Below are 26053 nucleotides of genomic sequence, written 5' to 3' on the forward strand. Positions count from 1 at the left end.
AACCTGTTAAATATTTTTCCAGTCGATTAATAAAGAGTGATCCAGCCAGGGAAGCTTGGCGATATTTAATGGCCACGGCCAATCAGCTAACAGCGCATCAAATGGTTGTTGCTGGATTGTGATGTTGATTTCTTGCTCATCTGCCAATAATTCCCCCGGTCGTTGTAAAAACAGTTGCCGGACGTCATTGAGGCTTAATTTTTTCCAGCCGGGAAATTGAGCAATAACGGTATCCAGCCATTGATCTGCTATCAATTGTTTTTCTGGTTCAAGTAAGATTGATTCACTGTTTTCATCAGTCATTAATCCACACAGAACGTTATTGAGTCTTTTATGTTTTGTCGGTGTTTCTTCGGTTCCCCAAATCAGATAGTCAAGGAAATTAACAGCACTAAATTGAGCTTGACGATGGATAAATTTTTTCCCCTCAAGTAGGCCAAGTTGATTAAACAATGCGGGTAGCATCGGCCATAGAATTAATATCCCGGCATTATTGACTTTGAGTAGAGAGTTTGATGCTGATAGTATTTTCTGATCTTCGGTAATGACCTTCTGATTTGTTGGATATTGATATTGCTGAACGTCTAAAAAATTAACGTTATTCATGGCTGATTTCTTATCGGGTGTATTTTTATCTATGCGGTTTGGCATAAAGTATTCCAATAGATATTGGTATTCTTCAACCGAAAGATGCTTTTGGCAAAGCCGTGAAACATAAATGGTTTGCCAGAGTTGTTTTAGCCAACTATTTAATGGAGTATTTTGGTTCATAGCTTGGCGAAATAGCTTAATAATAGGATCGGCATTAAGTATACTGTTATTAAGTTCAGTGGTAATACGTGAAATGATCTTTGCATTGGGTTTAGGTATTTCCTGAATATTATGCCGCTGTAGATATTCCAGTGCATTAAGTATCAATTGCCCGGAGGAGACAAGTTCCTCCTGATATTGTGGTTTATTTACTTTTTCGGATAACCTGCGATTGATGGCGCTCAATAAATCGGGTTGTTTGATAGCCAAAAATTGTTGTATACCGTGTTCAGATAGGCAGCTTCTTGCCAGTAATAATATCCATTTGCTCTCTATCTGTGTTAATTGGTGAATAAGTTTATTAATATTAATGTCTTTGTTATGCGTTATTGCCTCCATTGTATTAGGTTGGGCATCTTGTTGATATAAAGAGTGGATGAAATTCTCCGCATCAATTAAATTGTTATCGCATAATGCGGAATAGTTATCGGTGAATTTATTAAATGTTGGCTTATTCAGTAGAATTTCTTCTTGATAGTTATTTATCTGATATTGACTAAGTGCTTTATTCAGCTCAACCTTGAGGCGAGCAGAGAATAATGAATTAAAGTTATGGAAACTTATTTCACCAAGATTTAGGGTTAATGTCTCTAAAAATATATTCTGATGGATGTTATATTCATCAAAGTATGAATTGAATAATTTATGTATATTTTCCTGATTAAGCAGGGAGCCATGCAATACTTTTTTAGCTACCTGTTGATTATTAGCTGCAATAGTAATGGTAATCCGGTTTAACAGATTTGGCTCCGAAGTCATATTGATATTCCCTTGGTATTTAGCAGGTAATAGGTAATTTAAATCTGTATTTGTAGAATAGAATTAAAGTTTCATAATAAAGGCTAATAAGTAATAAGGTGGAATTACATCAACGCTATGATAATGTGAAGGGGATGAGGCTGTTGCTTGGTGATTGTGTCCTTGTCCTTCGCCTGTGTTTGATGTGTATACGTAATAAGGGGTACTATCTTTAGTCATTACTCCAGAATTAATGTGATTATTTATTTCGTTTGTTTCTCCCGACCCTGTTGAATAAGAATATCTCATTCCAGTATCATACCGATAAGCCATACCTCCAGTATGTTTATGACTAGGTATTTGTGCTTCTGTTAATGTTGTATTTTGCACATTAACAGTGACAGAAACTTGAGTTTGTGTTGTATCTCTGAAAAAGATTTTTGCATTTCCACTTCCACTGGCTTTATTGCCGTCGTTTCCTTTATCAGAAAAGTCGTTTCCACACATGACAAAACGGCTTCTTAAGTCTGGGGTTCCATTATTACCATCACAAAAAGCCCAGCCAGTGGGAGCACTATCACCAGAAAACATCACAATCATTCCTTTGGGGAGTACTGTATAGGGATCAATACTGACACCGTTTGAATTAACAGTAATACCATTGCCTGCTTTGACTGATACTGTTTGGTTACCTACAATAATGCCATCACCCTGACCAACGGTTATTCCACCGGATTCATCAATCAGACCATTATTAAGTTCTACAGAGAAAACATTATTTTTTAGTCTTAATGAAGAATAACGGGAATTTTTAGTTTCTCCAATATTTAAACTGACACCACTACTGTCTACCTTAATGCCATTACCAGCTTTGACTGAAACACCATCGTTATCAACATTAATACCATTACTTACTTTAACCTTTACCCCTTCATTAACTATTTCGATACCGTGATGATTATTGACCTCAAGCTTGTCGTTGTTAATTCTCAATCCTCTGCCGGTATTGACTGCTAATCCGTTATTATCAGCCAATAAGCTTTTATCCTTAATTTTGACACTTAATCCATCTTTATCTGTCTTTAAACCGCCGTTGTCGTTAAGTTTTACCGCTAGTGCACCGGTATCATCCAGTTTCAGCGCTGAATTTGGATTATCCGTCTGACTGGGAGCTTTACCAACAGCCCGGCGACCTATATCAGCAATATTAATCAGATCGGCATAATCGGTCTGTAATGGAATACTGCCTTCTTTAAAGCGTCTTTTTAAATTATCTGCTGATGGGCCATTTGATTTGGTATTTTCCATATTGGATTTTGCATTAGATAGATTAGATTTTCTTTCCATTTTTATCATCCTATATTGTATGGTATTAAATTATTGATATTTAAATATCTTGTAGATGTTTCTGTATAATTAAACAGGAAAAGATATTTAATTTTAAAATAAGTCTTTTGTAATGCTATATTAATTCGTTTTTACATTATACCCTTCATCTTTCAAGTTGCTGCTTTGTTGGCTGCGTTCACTTACCCCAGTCACATAGTTATCTATGCTCCTGGGGATGCGTTCTCTTGCCGCCGCACTGCAACTTGAAATCTATTGGGTATAGATAAATTAATTTCTATTTTTGCTATTATCCTTATTAATAATTGCATTGAGTTTAGCCATACCTCCGGTATAAGGCACATATAATAATTGATCACTTTTTATGACTGCTTCATTCCATTGATCTCCAGATTCACCAATGACCTCAATACGTTGCTGTTCGGTGGCAATTCGCATATTACCAATACCGGTTGCATCAGAAGGCAGGCGCCCTAAGGTTAAGGTTTCTAAAATATGGTATGCCTCGTCTCCTAAAGGTGCGTCATTGTTTTGCCAGCGTTTATAGGTGCTGGCAAAATCTTCAAAATGTTCCGGTGATAACCAGTGAATAATCATCGAAATATGCGCGGGGAATTCAGCTAATATTTCTGTTTTCACCCAAGACTCCAACTTATAAGGATCAACGTTGTCATTCTCAATTAACCGACGATTCACTATCACGCTAACCACAAATGAGAAGCGATCGGCCAAGGCATATTTTTCATTGGAGAAGTACCAGCGATAGCGCCATGCTTCGGTCTCTTTTGGAAAGTTTTTATTCCGTGAGTCTTGGTTGCATTTAATTAATATCTTGCCTTGAATACGATCAAATTTAACCACCCGTGCTTTGAGTTCATATTCGGATTGCGGTTCAGGGAGAACTGTGCGAGCTGATATTTTTAGGGCTGGCCCAGAGGGGGTAATCACATATTTCAGGGTGATTTCGTCACCTACTTCAATCATGGCCGGGAAGGGGCTTTGAGCACTGGAAGTAATCCAACGTTCATTTTCGCTAGCACGTTGATACTTTTCATCGGCATAAACCAATTGATAATCCATATCTTCCAGCCACACCGGGCTATTTTGCCAGCGTAGATTACCATCATTAAATGCCAGTCTTATTCTGTCCAGATTGCGTTCCAAATCGCTACTGTTGCGGGTACTAAGGGAAAATGTCTCTCCTGTCACCTCGGTGATCATTTGACCCCGCAATGTAAATTCTCTATCACCTTCAATAATGATCAGATTAATTACCTGACCTTGTAATAACCGACCTGCAATACCTTGCTGTGTAATGATGAGTTGATGATTTTTAGAATCTGAATTCTCTTCAATTACCTTTAGATCGTCAGGTTTTTGTTTATCGTCGAATTTCGTGTCGGGTTTTATCGGCAAAAGTTGACGATGTTCAATTAAATAAAAAGGCAGGCCATCCAGATTAGGCACGTCACTGAAACACTCTCCGCCCAAACCCAACCGGGCCGCAATTCGTTTTTGCAGTGCCGACACTTTATCAATCCGAATATTATTACGTTGATAGGTCAGTTCTGGTTGTTGAGCCAGATAACCTTGCTGTGTAGACAGAAAGTCTTTGAAACCCAGTAGTGAGTTCGATGTAAGTGGTCTGGCGGCCAGTTGAGCACCAAAATAGCCCAACAGATAATTCAGAATTGTCGCCTCTTTTATATAGTTTGACTTCTGAATATGGTTATCAATATAGATTTGTGAATCGCGGCTTAGTTTTTCGGTTAAATCAGGAATGACTTGTTGGTGAACACGATGGCTGACTGTACCCGTTTTAAAAGGCCATTGCACACCGTGTACTGTTTTTCCCCGTTGTTTAAAGGCCAGTAATTTCGGTAATAGAGCGAGTTCGGCACAGCCATTAGCCAGCATTTGTTCAAAAGGGAGCATAAATTGGTGTAATTGCACTTGCTGTGACGTAGGTTTGTTGGTCTGCAATCCATAGCAAGCCGGTAATTTATTGCTCACCGGATAGTAATCCAGAACTTTACGATATTTACCCCAATGCAGTAATTCAGGTTGTGTATTAATCAGTGGTTCTGTAATAAGCTGTTTCTCTACATCTTGTTTGGAAACGCCAATTTTAACGCCCCCTTTGGCAATAATGGTAAGCGGGCTGTTTGCTGAGGTAATTAATGCCAGTGGATCGTTACCCCATAATCTGGGGTAATATCCTTGAGCGATTTTCCAAGACCAATTATCATCCGACAATGGCGTAATAGTTGTGTCGTGATCAGCTAATGCCAGCCGGGTGACACTCTGAATACCTTTAATAGCTAATAATCGGTTAATCAAATGACTTAGATTTAATATGGTAGCGCCGGTGTAATTTTTGGCTTGAGGTAAGGTCGGTATCCAACCGTGATGTAAATAAGGGCCGGAAAATATCTCTTCATGACAGTGACCCTGATCTTTCATGGCCTGAGTGGTATAACGTTCGGGTTTTGCCAGCACCATCTGTTCCGCCGTCATATAAACTTGGGCGAAGATATCAGCAAAATCGATGACGTTATCTTCAAGTTCAATATCAATCTGCAAGGGGAGATCGGCAGGTTGCAACCAGATAATTTTACTGATGAATTCTCCCAGATTACGGTTATCTTTTAGGAAAGTTTTCAGCCTCTCCTCAGCTAGTGTTTTATTAGTTTCAGTTTCCCGACTAGGGAGTAAATAGAGCCAGTAATTTCCTCTTAGTGTTAATTGGCTATCTGATCCAGAGTTTTTAAAGCTATATTCACGTTTTTCTTTGTTATACCAATATTCATAGCGTTCGTTTTCAGGTTCACGAATCAGTTGAACATCGTTAAAGAAAAAATAACCATTAATGGTGTCATTACTATGTAGGTCTAATAAAGCCCGACGATAATCTTCCGCAGTGATAGGGCCACAAGTCAGCGTTTGTTGTGGGCCAAACTCTTGGGGGAAAATACCGTCGCCTAGTGTCTGTTCCTCGGGCCTTGGAGTAAGCAGATCTCTCAGTGGCAATGTGTGGCGGTAAGCCAGATCGGAGGCACCATAACAACAGGCTTCTAATAAGGTGATACCGGGATCGTTTTCACTGGTATTGCTCCAGCATTGGCCGGATTGCTGCTCAATCACTGTTTTGGCCTGAGCAAGTAAGGCATCGAAGGTAATATCGTCTTTGACGATGGGAAACAGGGCATCCTGATGATTCATTGGTTAACTCCTTGGTTTGAGGGACGCGGCTCTGGCCAGACTAAAATCAGCACTTCATTATCGGCGGCTTCGATACTTTTACCCACGGCACCGGTGACTCGGTTAGCGATGGTTATGCTTAAATCAGTGACGCGTTCCACCAGAGGAGATTGCTGGATCGTAGCTAATAACTGGTAATAATCAATGCGATTACCGACTGTCACGCCGATAGCGGCATTTTCACCCCACGGCATATATTTGCGGCTTAACTCCTGTTGTAGCTGATGATATCCGTAGTCGGGGTTAACGCCCGCAATAAAGGCCACTTGGTAGTTCACTTTAACGTCAATGTAAGTAGGATTGCTGATTTCAAGGGTTGCCCAAGGGCTGCTGAGTTGTTTGATCCATTCGACCATCTCTGCCAGCCGAGCGGGGTTTAATTTTGGACGCAGCGCATCATCGTTATCTTTGTAACGGCTGTCAGGGATCACAATCAGTTGCTGTTTTTCCGGTGCCGGGATTTTGGTTAATTCACTGGCAGAAGGGTATTTGACATCAAACAGGCTGATAAATTGCTCTTTTAATAAGGTGACAATGTTGCCCCAACTCAGCGCCCGGTTACGGTGAGATAACCGAGCCGGGAGCCGCGTCAGGAAGGCTTGTTCTGTTTCTTTCGGATGACCATCCCAAGAGGCCCAAGGTTGAGTGACGCCACTGATTGCAGGGGATGCATTGACCGGCTGTTTAATGCTGTCGGCGGCTAATTCGTTGATAAAGTGATCCTGTTCAACGGTTTCTCCATTGACTAATGTCGCCGTGGTAGCGTTATACAACAAGCCCTTAATACGTGGGTAATCTTGAGGATCGGTCTGATGAGTTATCTCGGCTTTCAGCCAGTAGCGTCCCGTCGGCATCAAAGCGGCCTGATTTGCAGCATCCTGTGGCAATAAAGTGCGCCAGATACCCCGGTCAAACAGGTTATAAGTTTGATCGTCAACTAATTTGTCTAATGTGCTCCAGCTATTGCTTTCGTTGAGATAAAACCAGGATAAAGCGAGCGCTTGAATCCCTTCTAATTGCCAATATAAAGATAGAGTTTGTCCCGGTAATACGCCCGTAAAGCCTAAATAGAATGCTTCATGGGTGAGTGTCGGCGCTTTTGCTGTTGCCTCGCCCCGGCCAAAAGGTGCCAGAGGATAGACGGAAAATTGTTTAGCTTTAGCGCTGAACTGTACCTGCAATGCACTGATTTGTGGGGTATAGGGTAATTTTTTACCTGTCGGATCTTGCCAATATTGGGTGTGCATAAAATCCTGTTCAGCCAGTTCTATGCGTACGGATGTCGGCCAGTCATTAGGGGATGGGCTGTCTGCAAGGGGATAATTCATTATTGGTAAGGTAAATTCTAGGCTTTGTCCTTGTGGTGCCTCTTTTCCATCGAATAATGCTTGTACCTTATTAAGTTTTTCTCTCTTTTGAGATGTGACTAAATAGCCTTGTACTTTGAATACACTATTATTGTCTGGTTTCGGATTGTATTTGTCATACCATGTTGAAAAACTGCTGGTCGGTAAGCCAACCCATTGAGGGGTAATCGTCAATGTTGCGTTTTCAGAGCCATACCATTCTGGGGCAACCAGATTAAAACCGGAGCTTAGCGACGGGGATTGACCAAACGGGAAGCTGGTAGTATCCGTTTGTTCAGTACCACCATCAGAGGCATAGTGCACACTGCGGTTGCCGTTAATGCTGACTTCGATCCCTGTAATCTTAGGCAGAGTAGGGCCTTGAGTGGTGCCTAGCTTTAACACCGGTACATCAAACGCCATATTATCCAAGCCGTCAGGGGAACTGATGGGGTCATCATTAGTGGATAAGCAAAGTGTAAGATAATGGATATCATTAGCCTCAGCCTTATCTTTTTTTACTGATAGAGAAAGCCAGTGATCGCCCGAACTGATTTTAGCGGTGATGTGATCAGCATTACCTATCCACTCACTGGCTAATGTGGCTTTAATCGTGCGTTCTCCTGCCGACATGGCAAATGAGGGCGAAGTAATCAGATAGCCGGACAGAACCGGAACATCATTGGCTGTTGGGCTAAAAAGTCGAATACCGTTTTCAGGCAATGCAATGTTATCTGCAAGATTTAATGCTATTGCCGATAACCAACCATCATCCTTTTTCCGATACCAACGCAGATCGGTCAGCTGACCTTGGTTCGCGAGTAAATTTGTATCTGAGGCATAGTGTAATGGGTTGCCGGCGCCATCTTGCCCGGCGTCAAACAGCGTGCCCTGAGCTATCAGCGATTCTGTATTGTCGGGGTTGAGGGTAATTCCTAGCGCAACCTTATCCGCTTGCGCTTTTTTAGGTTTCAGCCCCAATAATTCCCGGTAATAAAGATTGCGGTGCCGGGCCGGAAAAGTATTTAATAATCGATTAGTTGTTTCTAATAGCTTTAAAAAAGCCAAGATAAAAACTTGATGTGCCGGTAAAAGGCCATCCGCTTTATTTGCATTTTGGTAAATATCCGCCAATTGTTGCGGATTATTTGCTTGAATAAAGTAAAAACTATCCCAGAACTGTTTTTTCTCTTGATCGAAAGGGATTTCTTTAGCATAAGCTTTAAGCCAGTTTAAAATATCCAGCGTACTTCTTTCATCAAGTTTAAATGCAGCATCTGGCACAATAGCAGAGAGTTTATTGTCTAACTCAGCCTGTCCCATATTTTTATTACCTGTTGTTTGAATATATCCCTGATAGTTTTTCAGGAGAGTGTTGTTATTTAGAAATAAGGTTGAAGGAAATTATTTACCCGGCACTAACGGCATATTGATTGGCAATAAAACGGCCTTTACCCATACTGGGTGCTGTCACATCCGGGCCACTTGACGGATTATTGGCGGGTTGTGACGGGGTAAAACGGGCGGTAAATTGTTGCCCGACGACAATTACCGTGGCAGGGCTGCGGCAAAAGTTTACCTGCTGGCTGGCATCCAATTGAGCAATGGTGACCATCCCCATGCCGGGCACCGGGTGGCTGGGGGTGATATATTGCGCTTGAAGTTGCACCTTTTTTTCATCACCCACCATGACGATCTTTTTGCCCTGAATTTGCGCGTGCCCGCTACCGCGGATGGTTGCTGGCCCAAGAATGGTGACTTGCCGGTTGCCAAATAACGGTTCGAACAGCAAAAAGTCGCCATCTACCACCAGTTGTTTGCTCATAAACTCACCTGTACCCGGCCTTCATTAACCTCAAGGGCGCCTTCAATCTGCTGGCTGATTTCGCTGCCTCTCAAGGTGTAAGTGACCTGAATATACAGGGTATTGGGTATGTCGGTTCTCTGGTTCACCTGAATTTCGCTGATATCGGCACGGGGTTCATAACGTAATACCCGTTCTTCAATCCGGGTTTGAATTTCTGCCATCATTTCGTCACGAATATTGGCAAACAGATAATCATTCAGGCCGCAACCATAATTCTCACGCATAATCCGTTCGCCGGGTTCGGTGAGAAAAAGAATTTTCATATTTTGGCGGACGTTTTCGGCCCCTTCCGCCATGGTTACACCGGTGGGTATTTCAGGATGCGTACTATCTTTATACGTACTATCTTTATACGTACTATCTTTAATAGAAAATTGCGGCGGAAAGGCCCATCCCCGACCGTAAATATCGGCTAATACTTTGTCGGTTAATACTTTGTCGACTAATGCTTTGTTTGTCATCTCATTACCTTATTATTGGGTTAGATTAATCTTCGCACCTTTAATATCAACCCCAGATTTACCGGCGGCGGACAGAGATTTTTGGGCCTCTATTTTAATTTCCTGAGCATGGGTAATAAAATTCTTAGCAGAATTAAGCGTGATATCTTTATCTTGTTGTAAAGATAATTTATTTTTTCCGCTATTCAATGCGAGGGTTTTATCTTTATTATCGAAGATTAATGCCTGCTGATTTTCCCCTTGTTTAATCACTAAGGTTTTTACTGGATTTTTTTCACTCGGTTCTACTGGTGATTTATTTTTCGGGTTGTGCATCGAGCCTAATATCACCGGGAAGCGCGGATCACATTCAAAGAAGCCGATAATCACTTCATCCCCCGGTTCCGGGTAAAAGCAGAAACCACTTTCATGGCTGGCGTAAGGCTTACCTAAGCGGGCAAAAAGGATGCCATTGGTTAAGTTTAACGCCGGTATTTTGACCGGAATACGCCCCAGTGACTGGCTATCTCGCTGATATTTTTCCACGATCCCGACATGCAGCTCTTTAACCGGTGGTACAACTTGCTCGGTTTCCGGTAATAGTCCCAGCGTTAGTCGGGTACGCCAGCCTTGCCGTTGAGTGATGGTATGACTGACACCGGTGATAATGGCCTGACCATCCATCCCCTGACCAAAGCCGCTTAATGCCAGAATATCGCCGGCTTGATAACGGTTATCGCCTTCAACCTCAAAACTACCGGAGACGTTATGGCTTCGGCGGTTATTCAGGATACCTTGAGCAAGCTGTTTGGCCTGTTCATTGTCCAATGGATAGCTGAAAACCCATTGCCATGCTTGGTTGGTCAATGATGTCAGGCTATCTGTGGCGAGTTGATTGCGACCCAGTCCGCTGCTTTTTGCCTGATGGGCTTGAGACAGTTTTTGTTGGGCGATATCCCAGGATTGTACATTCACGGTTTTGGGGCTGCGTTGATTATCCCATTGTAGATTAGCTTCAAATAACACCGCATCCTGATGGTTAGCCCGCTGGTGGATGGTATGTACGGTTGACCGATTCAGTGATTCAGGAGCCATCAGCGTCACGCTATCGTTACCGGGCAGTAGCCAGGTGTGGGTTGCGAGCAGCCGACTTTTTAGAAAAGTCCAGTCATTACAGCGAAACTGCACCATTTGCTCATGCACCGTTTTAAGCTGAGGCGCTTGTTTTATCGTGACAGGGATACCCGCTTGGCTAAACAGCTTCTTGATAATCGCCTCATCACTTTGTTTGTTGAACAGTTGTGAGTGGAAGTTGTGAGTTAATTTTTGCAGCGAATGTTTGGTGGTCAGAGTAATGATGCTGTCCTGACCTTTAAGCCCTAGTGCTTGTCGAACGATGATCCCCTTAAACACCACAGTTTTTTCGATCTGCACGCTAAGTTCGTGATTCGGGCGGCAGCTTGCCAGTTCAGCTTGCGCCTTGGCATCAAAGATATGGCAGGCATCACCGGCGATCCCCAGAGTGATGTTAGCCGAAGGGATGCCATTGATATGATGGTTTACTGTTAAGCTGATAACCGTAAAGTGGTTGAGTGTTTTGCCGCCTATTTTGAGCGTTATCGCAGGTATCTTCATGCATCCCCCTTGGCTTGCAGTGTTTGTCCGGGGGTGAAATCGTCAAGATTATCCAGTCCGTTTTGCCAGGCCAGCGAGAGATAATCGATCCCGCCCGTCAAGGATGCTCCGGCGCCTAATGCGATCAAGGGCAGGGAGAGCATATCCGTGACGTTAACCGCAGTAGCCGGGGGAGATTTTAACTGCTGCTCGGTGGCTTGGATAACAAAGCTTTCATCTGCTACCAGAGATAAGGTAGCGCTGGCCCGCAACGGTGTGGCGTCCCGGTCAAACAGGGTGTAACTGATGCTAAGGCCGCTGGCACGACAAGCAAAATAGCCTTTGTTTTCCCAACGCATTTTGCCCCATTTAATTTTAAGAAAGTGGGGGACGTGAGTACTGGCATCCACGGCACACAGGGCTTTCAACGTCGCCAGTTGGGTTTCTACCGGGGTGTTGTTACCGGGCATGGTGGCATCAAATAGCAGGACTAATGACAGGCCAGCCGGTTGGGATAACACATAGCGGCTGCTTTGGTTGGCACTGTTAACGCTTTCATCCTGCTGATAACGGGTTTGATAATCGAGCTGGATGGCATCGGGGTTATACATTGCCTGTAAACTGCCTACCGAGGTTTTCCCTTCACGATCCTTGAAGGCGGCAAGGGTGAGTTTGGACAGGCTGCGTTCAATTAAGCTCATAATGACCTCCTGTTTCACGCAATGCATCTAACACGGCTTGTTTCACCTTTTCAATCAGGTGGGCATTGTCCAGCGCTTCCTGCGCCAGTGTTTGTGGCGCGACGGAGTGACTCGCTGAGTCGGTGACTTTGGCCTGAATAATCAACTCCTTAATTTCAACAGTCATGCTTTCACTCCTAACCAGCGCATATCTTGATAACGTAACTCCAGCGCATTCACTAAAACCGTATTGCTATTGGCATCAAGGTCGCCGATGGACCAGCGAACCGGCAGGGCGTTACTTAATGTCCAGCTTGCGACGGGAATTGAATGTTCATTCAGTAGCATGATGACCACATCGGCATACACGGCTTTCTCGCCGCGCAGGACGCGATCAAACACCCAAGTCAACGGTGTCACGGTCATCACGCCGCGCTCCAGTACCAGACTGCCATGCTGGATCTTCTCGGCTAGCCAAACATTTCTGGCATTTTCTCCGCCTTGACTGTGTTGGGTGGTTTGCAGTTCACGGCTCAAACCCGATATCCGTTGGAAAGCAATGTCGAGTGGGCTGGGGATATTGTTAAACAGAAAACTGGCGATAAAACGGTGTGACACCGACGGGGTGTATAAATTGTTCATATTTTGCCCCTGTTTAATGGGTGATCCCGGTACGGGTATCAAATGTCAGATTCAACTCGATAAATTCCGCCGGAATGAGTAGTGCCAGCCTGATCTTCATGATCATTTTCCCGGCCCGTAGATCCGCTTCGCTCATCGATTCGTCAACCCCCAGTAGCACCTCGAAAGCTTGATCTTCCTGCGTACCGCGCAGTCCGCCGTTTAGCCATAACTGACGTAACCAGTTGTAAGCCTGACCTTTAAACTTCATCCAGGTGATGGCGTTGTTAGGTTCGAACACAAAGGCCCGGCCCAGTTGAGTCATATGGGCTTCGATATAAGAAACCAGACGGCGAGTTTGTATATAGCGCCAAGGGGAGTCGGGGGTGTTGTCCAGCGTGCGGCATCCCCAGATCTTTATCCCTTTGCCGGGGAAGCTGCGAACCAGATTCAACGAAGGGCCATCCTGATTAAACAGGGCATCGGCTTCAATGTGAGAGCGTATTGGGCTTATCACTTTGGCTAATGTGACGTTCGCGGGTGCGTGCCAGACCGCCATTTGGTTATCGTTACGCTGAATGATGGCGGCCACCGCCGCAGTCGGCGAAAGAACAACAGACCGATCTTGTTCCTGATAGGCACTGTTCAATCTTGGCCAGTATACGGCGCCCCATTGCCGATCACTGGAAGAGAGCTGCGTTAAACATTCCGCGGCCAGTGCGGGATCATCGGGGGCATCCAGCAATCCCATGATGCCGCGTCGGCACTGGCAGAGGTTAAGTACTGATTGCCAAAATTGTAGCCAGAACTGAATCTTATCGTATTGAGCTATTCTTGAATCGGGAGCATCCATCTGATTCAGATAGACAATATCGGGGACCACAATCAGCGTGATAGCACTCTGTGCCGCAATTGCTTGTTTAACCCAATCTTGTTGTAGGGTAGAGCTCAATGATTGAAAATTGCCACGTGGTTCATCAGACCCTAGCGACAGTACATAGGCTTGTTGACCCCCGTTGTCAAAAAAGTGACGCACGGAATAGTACGTTAATCCTGATTCACCAAATGACAGGGTAAAGTCGGTCAGGCTATTTAACTTGACGGCGGTTTGGTTGTCTGGACTTTTTGCGGTGTAACCAATAAAAACCGGTACACCGATAAACGCCTCATCTTGTTGCTGGGATATCAGGTTCTCCGTGATGGTGACGCCGGGCTGTGTGATTTCCATTCTCGGTTCCTCAATAGAACAGGCGCGGCGAACCGCGCCTCAGTACGGTTACTGTGTTACATTTTGCGAAAATTGCAGGATGATAAATTCAGCCGGACGGACCGCCGCCATCCCAACCTTAACCACCATTTTGCCTTGTTTAATGTCAATGTCGGACATGGTGACACCTTGACCAATCTGGACAAAATAGGCTTCCTGCGGGCTATTACCGGCCAGCGCTCCTTGTTGCCAGAGTTGATGCAGATAGTTATCAATGGCTGACCGAACGCGTTCCCAAGTAGGTTGGCTATTGGGTTCAAAAACGGCAAATCGCATGGCTTGCTTGATATCCCGTTCTGCCGCATTAAATAAACGCCGAACCGGAATGTAGCGCCAGTTGTCATCATCTTGCAGAGTACGAGCGCCCCAGACGACAAAACCTTTGTTACTGAAATAACGGATAGCATTGATGCCTTTTTGATTTATGGTGCTTTGTTCATTGTCGCTGAGCCGATCCGCTACATCACTAATTCCGCTGAGAACAACATTCGCCGGTGCTTTCCAGACGCCGCGGCTGGCGTCAGTGGCGCAATAGACACCAGCCATGACTGCACTGGCAGGAATGAGGTTTTTGTTATCAGCAATTTTTTGTTTTATTGCCTCGATAACTTGCTTGTAGAGTCCTGAGTTTTGCTGTTTGAGTTCTGCCAGATTGGTAGCTTTTGTATCCCGATAACCTGAAACCGTGACGCTACTCTCCTCCATCTGAATAAGTTGTGAAACTTTAACCGCAGGATAATAAGTTGCGGTTTGTGATTGCAGGCTAACGTTAAGTGCGGTTTCTTTATCCTGATTATCAGCGATAAGAAAATATCCTGTCTTTAATAAAGGGGTCAGGCTGCCATATATTGCACTCTGATAAGAAGAATCCCGTTCAGGGCTGACGATCAAGGTAATTTCTAAAGCCTGCTCAATTAATTCAGGAATTAATGCCAGAGTAGTATCTTTGGTATCAGCAATTGGCAGGATATAGCAGGGGCCGCCACCATTTTGGAAATAAAGTTTTAAAGCATCACTGCTTGTTGTGTAGGTGCCGACAGTTATATTGTAAGAATCACTGTTATTTTTATCATCTGTATCAAGCGTAAGCTTTTGGGTGGCAAAAGTTTCTACATTGCTTTTGGCTTTTGTATTGTTTTCGGTTTTTTTATTACCTTTGTTTTTCTCAGGAACGGAAGGGGCAGGTGGTGGAGTAGGTTCAGTTAATTTGATTGTTACCGACCTAATACAACCCACATGAAACTGGTTAGTAAAATCTAACCAACTACTCACGCGTGTTATTTGTGGCGTTGCGCTGGTTTTTTTAGGTGAGAAACGGCCAATAAAAACCGGGATTGCCGTGTTCCCTTGGCTAACAGAGAGAGCCAGTGATGCATCTTCTTCAATATAGACGCCAGGATAAGTTGGTGTTGTTGACATGTTGCCTCCGATTATTGAGCGATATTCTGCGTAAATTGCAAGATAATAAATTCGGCTGGACGAACTGCCGCCAGACCCACTTTGACAATCATTTTGCCCTGCTTGATATCGTCATCGGTCATGGTGAGACCTTTACCGATCTGGACGAAGTAAGCCTGTTCGGTTTTGTTACCCATTAAACCGCCTTGCTGCCAGAGGGTGTGAAGATAGTTATCGATAGCGCGGTGAACCGCTTTCCAGGTGGGTTGGCTGTTGGGTTCAAATACCATAGCACTCATGGCATTTTTAATATTTTGCTCTGCACTGTTAAACAGACGGCGGACCGGGATATAACGCCAGTTATCGCTATCCTCAAGTGTACGAGCACCCCAAACCAGCGTGCCGCTTTTAGGAAAGGTACGGATCATATTCAGTGCCCTGCCTTGGTTATATTTCCCTTGCAGGTCATCAGTTACCGGGTATTTGGGTTGTAATCCTCCCTGAATAGGAACGTTAGCGGGCGCTTTCCAGACTCCCCGGCTGTTATCGACACTGGCATAAATACCGGCCATCACTGCACTGGGCGGAATATCAACGGCGGCTTTATTTTCTCCCCATTCAGCGGTTAGCCAAGGGTAGTAAACTGCGCCATAAGGAGTAGGGGAATAAGATTTGAGGAGTTCGTTTGGTTTTTGAGCCGAAGTTATTTGATCTTTTGGGCCATCAAAAATAGCAAATAATCCTTTACCCGGCTGACAAAGTGTTCCTGTGACCTCGTTGATCTCTTCTCCGGCAGCAACCAGCAATGTCACATCGTCAAGTTTTGGCACTTGTGTTTCTAAGTCTTGAGTTTTGACGAGATAGCAATATCCACCGCCGTTAATAAAATAGGCACGTAGTGAAACGTCAAGGATATTTTTGGGATTAAATGGCTCGTCTTTTAGTGTCAAATAGTTCATCCAACTACTAACACGAATATAGGGTTTATCTGATCTTAATAAATTGTTGTTTGCAACAGCAAAGACTGGCACTGCCGTTGCACTGGAACGAACGGAGAGTGCGGGTGAGGCGTCCTCTTCAATATAAACGCCGGGATAGGTTGGTACTGTTGGCATGTTGCCTCCAATTATTGTGCAATATTCTGAGTAAACAGCTTTATAAATGCGTCTTAAGCCGCCTGAATGGTCACTCGATCTGCGGTCAGGCTAATTTCCTGAACAGCAACTTCATTGCTGGTGGCATCAAAAGAAGGGGAAGTTAATGAAGTTGGGAAGGCATTTGCCACACTCCAGGTCATTAAAATCTCGGTGCCGGCTTCGTTGGTTAAACTAATTGAAATATCTTTTTTCTCGACCCGATTAAGTTGAATAGAGTTAAGCCAATCAAAAAGTTTAGTATCACCAGAGAAGACACCTTTACGCAGCGTAATATTAATCGCCTGACGTTGACCGGGCATTTTATAGTAATTGCCTGTACCGTCTTTATATTCGATGACGTCATGAGAAATATCGAGGCCGGAAACGCTATTAAAGGGGACTTTCTCATCACCGATTGAGACAACAAAGCGGTAAGTAGGAATAGGATATTCAACAGCGATTTGTTCTGGAGTTGTAGGCATAATTTTTTCCTTATTGGTTATTTACGTTTAAAAGATAAACAAAGCGTTATTGCTTTGTTTTGGTTAGCACTGATGTTTTGATTAACACTGAGCTATGGGTATAGCTACCGCAGCAAACTGCCTTATGGCGGTTATTATTTATGCTGAAAAAGTTTATTACGCGATTATTTATATCGCATTTAATAAAGCGGCATGATTATAAGTAATGAATCTTTGGATGGAATATTAATTAATAGTGAGTGATAACTATTAATTGGTATGGTATGAATTACCCATTTTAGGTATTAACGCGGTTTTATTTGGTTTTAGGGATAGGAAAATTATGAATGGATAATTATTTTATATTTCTTTTTCATCGATTAATTGAGGATAAAAAATCAGATATATAAGTGTGATCGTACAAATCGCCACCAACTAAATAAGATGAAAATCTTATTGGAGAATTACGGGAAGGGGATTTTTCCTGCTATTGATAGAAAATGTGGATTTAGTGTTAATTTTTAGGGCTGAGTTTGTTACGAATGGCGAGTGACAAATGACTATTTACTGAATTTTTTACGGTAGGAATGAGTAAAGAAGGGGATAAACAGTCTATTGAAGCGTTTATTTATCCAATGCGCCGTAAAACCCCGTCCTTCAGCTGTCTTCCATAGGGTATAAATAAGAACAAAAATGCCGATTTTGAATATCGGCATTTTGCTGTAAAAGAGAAGATTAATTTAATGCTTTAACGCTTCAATTTTATCCCGGCTCAGCCCGGTACTGGTGACAATAATGTCCAAACTCACGCCATGCCGTAATAAGGCTCGAGCCGTTTCCACTTTACCTTTCTCTCGGCCTAGTTCAATACCTTCCTCTCGACCTTGTTCAATGCCTCGCTCAAGCCCTTTTTGTTCAAGCTGTTCTGCAATAGTCATCAACATCGTTTCATGCTCCGGAGATTGTTCAATCAGTTGATGGACAAATTGGGAGAGGTCCAGCGTATGTCCATTCAGTAAAATATAGCGTAACACCACATTGCGCTGCTCGGTTGTATTATACCCTGCATTCAGGAGTTCCACCAACTGGGGGACCCATTCCAGCATATCCCGGCAGCGGATATGTTTTTGCACCAGTTCCATCAGGGCAACCCCTTTATGTGTCAGGATCTCTTCATCGCTGAGCACACTGACGTCCACCAACGGAAACGCCTGACGGTATAAGCGGGCAGCCTGTTCAGGGAGCGTGAAACAATCCAGCCACCGGTTTGTGTAAGGATATGGCTGAACCTCACCATGATAAAACAGCAGAGGTGCCACCAAAGGGAGTTCGGTATGGCCTTTTTTCAGGTGAGCCGCCATGGCTGACATGGCATAATACATCAGCCGCCAGGCCATCAACGGGTCAGGGGTGGACTGATGTTCAATCAGACAGTAGATATAGCCCTGCCCCCGTGCCGTTTCAACCGAGTAGAGCACATCACTGTGCAGTTGACGTAAATGCCGGTCCACAAAACTGCCGGGCTCCAGTTTCAATGTGGCTAAATCACACAACAACTGGATCTCTTCGGGCAGATAAAGGGAGAGAAATTCTCTGGCCGTTTCAGGCTGCGTTAAAAAATGCTTGAATAACGCGTCATGGTGAGGCCGTTTTTCTTTCTTTGCCACAATCTGTTTCTCTGTCTTATCAGGTAGTCATTACTACTCATTGCCAGGGTATAGTATTTCTATCAAGTTACAAAAAACATTGTCTCAGATTTCCTCAGGCAAATCTTTACCGAATGCATTAATAGAAGAGCCTAAAGAATCAAATACCAGAAAAGGAAAAACGAGAAAATATTATATTTACAACAACTACTTTATGAAAGCCATTCATTTCAATCAGTTTTTAACTTGCATTCGCATAATAATAATCCCCCTCATAAAAATATCGATTACTTATATTTCCGTTAATCTTGAATGTTCAGATCGCAAAAATTGGACTGAGTTCCCTCCAGATGATCTATTATTTTGCATCAGGTCATACAAACGAAGGAGAGATATTCTGGAACAGGTTTTTATATAAATCATTTAATGCAGATAATGAATGTGTCGGTGGTATTTTCACTATGGCTCGGAGGAAAATGACATCTAGTACGGCAGACCCCGGTTATCTACTACGCCAACCGTAAGTACCAATATACCCGTCATCTTTCAAGTTGCCTCTTTGTTGGCTGCACTCACTCACCCCGGCCACATAGTTATCTATGCTCCCAGGGATTCGCTCCCTTGCCGTCGCGATGTATCTTGAAATCCATAGGGTAATAATGATTTATTTTGCAGGACGTTGTTGACGTGATAATAATTTATTTTATTTTTTCCGGCTAAATCGGGCCATTCCCGGCTTTTGTGGATTGGAAACGAATCCGGGATTTTCTGCCCCCGGTTTCCAGCTCACTTTCATTTTTGCACCAATACTATTATAAAACTGATTCAGTTCATCGATGTCATTGGCAATTGTCCATTTCCCTTTACTGACGATAGCAACCGGAAATTCGCCTGGCTCAGCAACTGTTTTGACAATTCCTCCGTGTTTCTTTATCTCTTCTTTTTCTTTATCCATTGCAAAAGCAGGATAGCTTACTTGAGGACCATGCCTGATAACATTGTGCTCTATATCTTCAAATGGTCGGTTTGAATCAGATTTGGCGATATATTCGTTAATGCGATTGATGATTTTCTTTTCTTCTGATGAATCGGATGGTACTGAATGCGGTTGAGTAGTGAAACTAATCATGTCATGCGTATCATAATCACCCGTGAAAGGCAGTGCAGCCCAGTTCTCTTTTTCTTTCAAAGGAGCCAGACTTGCTTCGAGATTATTTAAATCTATGGGATAAATTTTCCCATTGACCTGTTCATCTGATAAACCGTGACCGCTGCTCATATAGATGCCTTTGAGACGTCCCGTTTCTTTATTCCAATGGCCTACATAGCCTTCAATACCCGCCTCTTGCACTTTCTTTATTACATCTGAAGCTTCGTCTTTGGGATAAGCTTTATTAATTGAACCGGGTTTAATTGTTTTTTCCAGAATATCATGTCCCTTAGCTGCGGCACCTTTACCCAAGGCTCTGAGAGTTGGTTCACCCGCTGCTCGAAAACTGACAGCAAAATTACCGATTCTAGACGCTTCTTCAATTGCCTCCATATGACCTTCCCAAATAAATTCTTTCTTAACTTGTTGGCGAGTGGAGGAGTCGTTAATTAGATTATTTGAAAGTGAAAGATGTTCGGTAGAAGGGTTTGATAATGGAGATTTTCTACGAGTATTTTTAGTACCCTGCGTGGGTATTCTCTGAGAATTAGAATATCTTGGCATATTTATAAATCCTTTGTCGTAGTTGGGTTTGTTATCTGTGGATTTTTTATTTATTTAAAATGATTTTCATTCCAATTATAGGTATTTAAATGGCTATATACTGATTAAATGTAATATATTGATGATGGATGTGGAAATAAAGATTGTATATTAATATTACACAGGTACTGTGTCTTCAAAAATATGTTATTTACGATGCATTTGGCAGGGATTTTTCTGGTTTTTCAAACGTTCTATCATATATTTTTAAAATTTTAATTGGTGCATTTTTATTTGCGACGAAACCTGATTCACTTTCACTACCTGGCGATAAATATTTTGATTTTATTTCAACGACTACTCCATATCTGTTTCTTGAGAAACGATCGAATACACTTTCATCTACCGAAAACTCTGGCAAATATGCTCCTTTTCCTACTTGTTGGCGAGCGTTTTCTATTGTGGGAGGTGGGGCATTGATATTGGCAGGCTCTCCTCCAGCGCTACTGTTCTTATACATGTCGAAGGCTGTTTTGCTGCTTACTCCACGATATAAAATGAAAGATGCCTCTGGGTCTATTGCTTCTTTAATAGCTCTGGCTACTGTATGATATTCTAACGTCTTAAATTGACCGGAAGTTATGTCATCTGGTAATGGGCCATCCTCATCTTCATCTGAATCATAATTATCATCATCCTCAGATAGTTGATTATAAGCTAAAAGTGCTTGTGAATTGTCTTTTAGGAATTTTTTATCATCTTCATTCATTGTATATTTAGGCATAATTATTACTCAATTATTAATGTGGTATTCTGTTGAATAAATAATGATTTTATATTGAAATTAAACTGTCGGAATTTTCTTTAGCGATAATAATACCTATCCCATTGACTTTAACAACGGCTTCTTGACTATTTAACCATATGGAAAGAATATCTTTTATTTTAGGTAAATAGGTTGAATGGGTAATGCCCGAAACTTCAAGAATAACACTTTCATTTTTCTGATTATAATTATTATCTGTTGTGGGTTCGGTTATCAGATTCACTTTATTAAGGGCAAGACGGGCATCTTCTGTACCACCTAAATCGGCACATAATTTATCTGTCAGAGCTTGATTTATTTGTGAGTTATCCAGACTGGGTTTTTGATCTACAGTAGCGGATATTTGGGTAATCGGTGTAATACTGTCTTCAATATTTTTAAGCTTCATCGGTACAGTAATGGAATAGAGTAAAGAGAGGCGTGGGCGATTACCCAGTGCTTGCCAGAAATTACCCAGACTGTTTAAATTTTCCTGTTGTGGAATAATTCGGGTGTATGCACCGGGAATGCCGGTTAATTGACGGTTGTTAATTAGTGCATTCAAAACACGCGTCATAACTTTTGCCGCTTGATTATCCGGTTGACTGTCTGGGCTGGAGCTGTCACTTGAGGGTTTATTGGCATCCCAGTAAGTAATTAAATAGTTACAATTGATATTGACCCATCCCGGTAATAATGTGCTGGTTGCCGGGTTATAACGTCTTGGTTCGGCAGAGCGTAATTGTAGATCTTCACTGATATCATAAAGAAATACACTCACTGTCGGTTCAGATTGAATGGAATTAATTTCTGGTAGGTCAAAGCGAATATCAATATTTTGACCTGGAATATTTAAGTATTTAATTAGAATGTCATTTAATGCCTTGTTAACTTCAATAATAGCATTGTCGGAAGCAATTATCGTTGTCATATTAGCTCCAATTTTATGAAGTAGTTAAAATACTAATCGACCAGTTTTGTTTAATTCAAGTGTCACGGCCCGTTCTATATGCTTATTTTCAATTTGTTCACAATTATCATCTGCTGATAATATTGATGATAATAAGGCAATGTTTCTGATATTTGCTCCGGTCAGGTCAGCTCGTTGAGCCAGATGTTCAAAATCAATTTCATTGGATAATTTAAGTTGTTTCGGCCAAATGATTTGCCACATTTTTTTACGTAATGTTTCGTCGGGGTAAGTAAAACGGGTAATAAAGGTGAAGCGGCGATTAAATGCGCTATCTAAATGGCTGCGATTATTGGTGGCTAAAATCACTAATCCCGGATAATCCTCTAATCGTTGTAACAGGTAAGAAACTTCAATATTGGCATGTCTGTCTTGGGCATCTTTAGTTTCACTGCGTTTGCCAAATAAGGCATCGGCTTCATCGAAAAATAGCACCCCGGAATCCGCTTCGGCTAAATCAAAAATGTGCGCGATATTTTTTTCCGTTTCGCCAATATATTTATTCACCACGGTAGAGAGATCGACTTTAATCAGGTCAACACCAAGCTGTTCGGCAATCACTTCTGCGGCCATGGTTTTTCCGGTTCCTGATTCACCGTAAAATAGTGCACTAATACCGGTACCATAACCTATTTTTTCCTGAAAGCCGGTAGCCAGAATTTGGTCACGGTAATGAATGGCGGCGATAATTTCTTTTAACTGCTGTGTTAATGTATCTGAAACCACTAAATCTTTAAAGCTGCGTTTGGGGGTGATTCGCTGAGCTAATTTACCGAAATTTTGTTGGGCGCGGAAATTTAATGCTTTACGTAGATCGGTTTCTTCTAATTGACCGGTTGGTTGTCGGAGCATTTGGTATTGACTGGCTTCTTTGAGGATTAACGGTAATGTTTCTGCTGTAAATGAAAAACGCTGACATAATTGAGTTATGTTGATTTCTTGAGCGATATTATTCGGTAAACTTGCTTGCAGAATGGTTTTTCTATCCGTCAGCGTGAGTACTGGCATCTCAATTTGTATTATTGGCAGGTGTTTAATCCACACTAATGAATCTTGCGGTTCTGCCAGGCAAACTACGCGTAATTTGGGTTGGTTCAGTAGAGTAGATAATTCGCTGTGCCATATTTTCTTTTCTTCTGCTAGTAAAGAAAAGTTGCGGATTAATAAACAGGCATCGTGTAGCCGGGTTTCCCGTATTACATTCGTCAGTAAGTTAGCTATTCCTATTGGGTTCTCTTCGTCTGGCAGATGGGTTAAATCGAGAGTTAAGGTATTGATGCCATGAGACACCATAATATTATTTACTGCTAATTCTCTGGCACTGGCCTGTTTTCCTCTGAGTATTACCAGCGGGCGGATCTCGTTGGTTTCATTTAATAATACCTTTTCCAGTGAATCATAAAGAGTTGGCGGGTACCAAGTCTGTGAGGCAGAAGGATGCCAATAAGCACAGGTTGTCAGGGGCGGTAGAATAACCTGTTGACCTGATAAAAAATGCCAGACAGCGCTGTGAGTTAAAAACTGTGTTTGTAACCAGACAGATTCTTCGTAGTTATTGAGCTGTAACAGATGATTACGGATTAATGGTGTTTGAGGTAAGAAACTGTTTTGTAGTAATTGCCTGTCATGTTGGCGCTGACTAAATAATTCAATTGTTAAAGCAAAACTGGGCCACTGTTTTTTACTATTACCATTTAGCGCAGCAAATAGTGAATGATAACGACTGTCAAAATGGGGTAATAAACCTAACAATAAGGCATCACGTTCAAATTCAGTGAGTTCAAAACGTTCGACTAATAGTGATAATGCATCAAAGGCCGGGTTTTCCTCGGTGGTTTTTGAGCTGTGAATAATATTATCTACTTGAGGTAGCCAATGAGGAACACCGAATGGTTCTGCCAGACGTTGTTCTATTTCATCTTCGACAAGTAAAAAACTCTCCGGCAATGAATCGTATCTGTCTTTTTTCTGGTAATAATAGTGCTGCAATAGCAGGTCAATTCGTTCCAGATGGGAATAAATCCAGCGTAATTCAGGCGTTATAGGTTGAAGTTCACCGTGGTTATTTGTCAGTAGGTAGTCCATATAAACCTTTTAAATGTTTTGCCAGTCAATCCGCAAAGGGCGGTCCAGCCAGGGAAGTTTGGCGATATTTAACGGCCACGGCCAATCGGTTAATAGTGCGTCAAATGGTTGATGTTGTATTGTGATATTGATTTCCTGTTCATTGAACCGCAATTCACCCGGACGTTGTAAGAACAATTGGCGGACATTATTACGGCTTAGTTTTTTCCAGCTGGGAAGTTGAGTGATAATAGCATCCAGCCATTGCGTGGTTATTAATTGTTTTTCTGGTTCAATAGGGATTGATTCACTGTTTTCATCAGCCATTAGCCCACACAGAACGTTATTTAGGATTTTCCGTTCTGTTGGTATTTCTTCGGTTTCCCAAATCAGGTAATCAAGGAGATTAACGGCACTAAACTGGGCCTGACGATGGATAAATTTTTGTTCCTCAAGTAAACCAAGCTGATTAAATAGTACCGGTAGCATCGGCCATAAAATTAATATGCCGGCATTATTGACCTGACGTGGCAGGCGGTGTTCAGGTAATAAAACCGGTTTAGAAGTTATGATTGATTTTTTACCAGACTCATTTTTGTCCTCTTGTTTTGCAATAAAATGTGCCGATAGATGTTGATATTTTTCAACAGATAGATGTTTTTTACAGATTTGTGAGACCGGGGCTAATTGCCATAATGGAACTAACCAGGCGGTATCTGTTTGGTCATACAATGCAGGATGTTGAAATAGTTGAAGGATATTTTGTGTTTCAATTTCTCCTTGTTGAATAGCCGTTGAGATTAATGACAGTTGATGTTGATTTAATTTTGGTAAATTTTTATGATGCTCTGTGGATAATGATCGAAATATTTCAGTTATTATCCAATTAGCGGAAGTTATTTGCTGTGAAAATTGTTCTTTGGCAGGTTGGTTTCCATCGTTAAAGAGGTTGATTAAATTTTTGTACTGCTGAATAGAGAGATGTTTTTTACATAATTGTGCAATTGATTCTATTTGCCAAAATTGTTCCAGCCATTCATTCAGTAAAGGGTTATTAGCTATTACAGCCTGGCGAAATAATTCAATAATGGATTTGGGATTAAGTGCGAGATTATTTAATTTGGCTGTAATACGTAATATGATTTTTTTATCAGGTTTGGGAATGTTTTGGATATTATACCGTTGTATATATTCTAATGCGTTCAATATCAATTGCTCAGAGTAGATAGGTTCCTCTTGATATTGTGATCGGTTTCTCCTTTCTGATAATCTGCGACTGATGGCTTGCAATAAAGCCGGTTGCCTGATAGCTAAAAGTCGTTGTAGGCCATGTTCAGATAAACAGCTTTTTGCTAATAGTGACGCTGATTTGTTTCCTATCTGCATTAATTGATTTATTAATGGTTCAATCTTGATATTGCTGTTTTTATTATCCGTTATTACCTCCATTAGATTGAATTGTGGATCTTTTTGATATAAGAAGTAAATGAAATTCTCCGCATCAATTAAATGATTATCTCCAGATAAAGATGTCTCATCATTAAATTTAGCGGGTATTGGTTCATTCAGTATGATCTCTTCCCTATGGTTGTTTATATGATATTGGCGGAGTGCTTTATTTAGTGCAACTTTGAGGCGATTAGGAAATAATAGATTAAAGTTGTGAAAACTTATTTCACCAAGATTCAGAGTTAATATCTCTAAGGAGATATCCTGATGGATATTATATTCATCAAAGTATGAGTTGAATAATTTATTTATATTGGCTTGATTAAGCAGGGAGCCATGCAATACTTTTTTAGCCACCTGTAAATTATTAGCTTCAACAGTAATGGTAATCCGATTTAATAGATTTGGCTCCGAAGCCATATTAATATATCCTTTATAAT

The 26053-nt window shown here is 42.0% G+C and carries 20 protein-coding genes; all 20 read right to left on the minus strand.

Features of this window, described 5'->3' with window-relative positions:
- Positions 1-6 precede the first annotated feature (6 nt).
- The 20 genes from C5469_RS05395 to C5469_RS05490 all read right to left on the minus strand — a co-directional run bounded on the left by C5469_RS05395 (position 7) and on the right by C5469_RS05490 (position 26033).
- Positions 7-1569: a contractile injection system tape measure protein gene (locus tag C5469_RS05395; protein WP_166303360.1), complete on the minus strand. Its 1563-nt coding sequence runs from the start codon at positions 1567-1569 to the stop codon at positions 7-9.
- 63 nt (positions 1570-1632) lie between these two features.
- Entirely contained in the window at positions 1633-2895 is a 1263-nt protein-coding gene (locus tag C5469_RS05400; protein ID WP_166303363.1) for a tail fiber protein, read from the minus strand.
- Between the two features lie 270 nt (positions 2896-3165).
- Positions 3166-6117, minus strand: a complete 2952-nt coding sequence (locus C5469_RS05405) for a hypothetical protein (RefSeq protein WP_166303367.1) — start codon at positions 6115-6117, stop codon at positions 3166-3168.
- Positions 6114-8825, minus strand: coding sequence for a hypothetical protein (locus C5469_RS05410; protein ID WP_166303370.1), 2712 nt, complete (start codon positions 8823-8825; stop codon positions 6114-6116). Before C5469_RS05410 ends, C5469_RS05405 begins: the two co-directional genes overlap by 4 nt.
- Positions 8826-8910: 85 nt before the next feature.
- Positions 8911-9327, minus strand: coding sequence for a hypothetical protein (locus tag C5469_RS05415; protein ID WP_166303373.1), 417 nt, complete (start codon positions 9325-9327; stop codon positions 8911-8913).
- On the minus strand, positions 9324-9830 hold the full coding sequence (locus C5469_RS05420; RefSeq protein WP_166303376.1) for a GPW/gp25 family protein: 507 nt from the start codon (positions 9828-9830) through the stop codon (positions 9324-9326). The genes C5469_RS05415 and C5469_RS05420 overlap by 4 nt, the downstream gene beginning before the upstream one ends.
- A 12-nt stretch (positions 9831-9842) precedes the next feature.
- Complete coding sequence (locus C5469_RS05425) at positions 9843-11444, minus strand: phage baseplate assembly protein V (protein WP_166303379.1); 1602 nt, start codon at positions 11442-11444, stop codon at positions 9843-9845.
- Positions 11441-12124: a CIS tube protein gene (locus C5469_RS05430; protein WP_166303382.1), complete on the minus strand. Its 684-nt coding sequence runs from the start codon at positions 12122-12124 to the stop codon at positions 11441-11443. Before C5469_RS05430 ends, C5469_RS05425 begins: the two co-directional genes overlap by 4 nt.
- On the minus strand, positions 12111-12290 hold the full coding sequence (locus tag C5469_RS05435) for a DUF5908 family protein (RefSeq protein ID WP_112895170.1): 180 nt from the start codon (positions 12288-12290) through the stop codon (positions 12111-12113). The genes C5469_RS05430 and C5469_RS05435 overlap by 14 nt, the downstream gene beginning before the upstream one ends.
- Positions 12287-12745: a phage tail protein gene (locus tag C5469_RS05440; RefSeq protein WP_166303385.1), complete on the minus strand. Its 459-nt coding sequence runs from the start codon at positions 12743-12745 to the stop codon at positions 12287-12289. Before C5469_RS05440 ends, C5469_RS05435 begins: the two co-directional genes overlap by 4 nt.
- A gap of 13 nt (positions 12746-12758) precedes the next feature.
- Positions 12759-13952 carry a phage tail sheath C-terminal domain-containing protein gene (locus tag C5469_RS05445; protein ID WP_166303388.1) on the minus strand — a complete coding sequence of 398 codons (1194 nt, stop codon included), beginning with the start codon at positions 13950-13952 and terminating at the stop codon, positions 12759-12761.
- Positions 13953-14000: 48 nt separating this feature from the next.
- A complete protein-coding gene (locus tag C5469_RS05450; RefSeq protein WP_166303391.1) occupies positions 14001-15410 on the minus strand; it encodes a phage tail sheath family protein in 1410 nt (469 codons plus the stop codon).
- 11 nt (positions 15411-15421) lie between these two features.
- Complete coding sequence (locus C5469_RS05455) at positions 15422-16504, minus strand: phage tail sheath family protein (protein ID WP_166303394.1); 1083 nt, start codon at positions 16502-16504, stop codon at positions 15422-15424.
- A gap of 53 nt (positions 16505-16557) precedes the next feature.
- Positions 16558-17007 carry a phage tail protein gene (locus C5469_RS05460; protein WP_166303397.1) on the minus strand — a complete coding sequence of 150 codons (450 nt, stop codon included), beginning with the start codon at positions 17005-17007 and terminating at the stop codon, positions 16558-16560.
- Positions 17008-17726: 719 nt separating this feature from the next.
- On the minus strand, positions 17727-18653 hold the full coding sequence (locus C5469_RS05465) for an Rpn family recombination-promoting nuclease/putative transposase (protein ID WP_166303400.1): 927 nt from the start codon (positions 18651-18653) through the stop codon (positions 17727-17729).
- Between the two features lie 682 nt (positions 18654-19335).
- Complete coding sequence (locus C5469_RS05470) at positions 19336-20346, minus strand: Insecticial toxin (RefSeq protein ID WP_166303403.1); 1011 nt, start codon at positions 20344-20346, stop codon at positions 19336-19338.
- A 190-nt stretch (positions 20347-20536) separates the two neighbouring features.
- Positions 20537-21109 carry a DUF4765 family protein gene (locus tag C5469_RS05475; protein WP_166303406.1) on the minus strand — a complete coding sequence of 191 codons (573 nt, stop codon included), beginning with the start codon at positions 21107-21109 and terminating at the stop codon, positions 20537-20539.
- A 49-nt stretch (positions 21110-21158) separates the two neighbouring features.
- Positions 21159-22061: a Pvc16 family protein gene (locus tag C5469_RS05480; RefSeq protein ID WP_166303409.1), complete on the minus strand. Its 903-nt coding sequence runs from the start codon at positions 22059-22061 to the stop codon at positions 21159-21161.
- 24 nt (positions 22062-22085) lie between these two features.
- Complete coding sequence (locus C5469_RS05485) at positions 22086-24185, minus strand: ATP-binding protein (protein WP_166303411.1); 2100 nt, start codon at positions 24183-24185, stop codon at positions 22086-22088.
- Positions 24186-24194: 9 nt separating this feature from the next.
- On the minus strand, positions 24195-26033 hold the full coding sequence (locus C5469_RS05490) for a contractile injection system tape measure protein (protein ID WP_166303414.1): 1839 nt from the start codon (positions 26031-26033) through the stop codon (positions 24195-24197).
- Positions 26034-26053 lie beyond the last annotated feature (20 nt).

The sequence above is a fragment of the Photorhabdus cinerea genome (assembly GCF_011189575.1).
Classification (GTDB): domain Bacteria; phylum Pseudomonadota; class Gammaproteobacteria; order Enterobacterales; family Enterobacteriaceae; genus Photorhabdus; species Photorhabdus cinerea.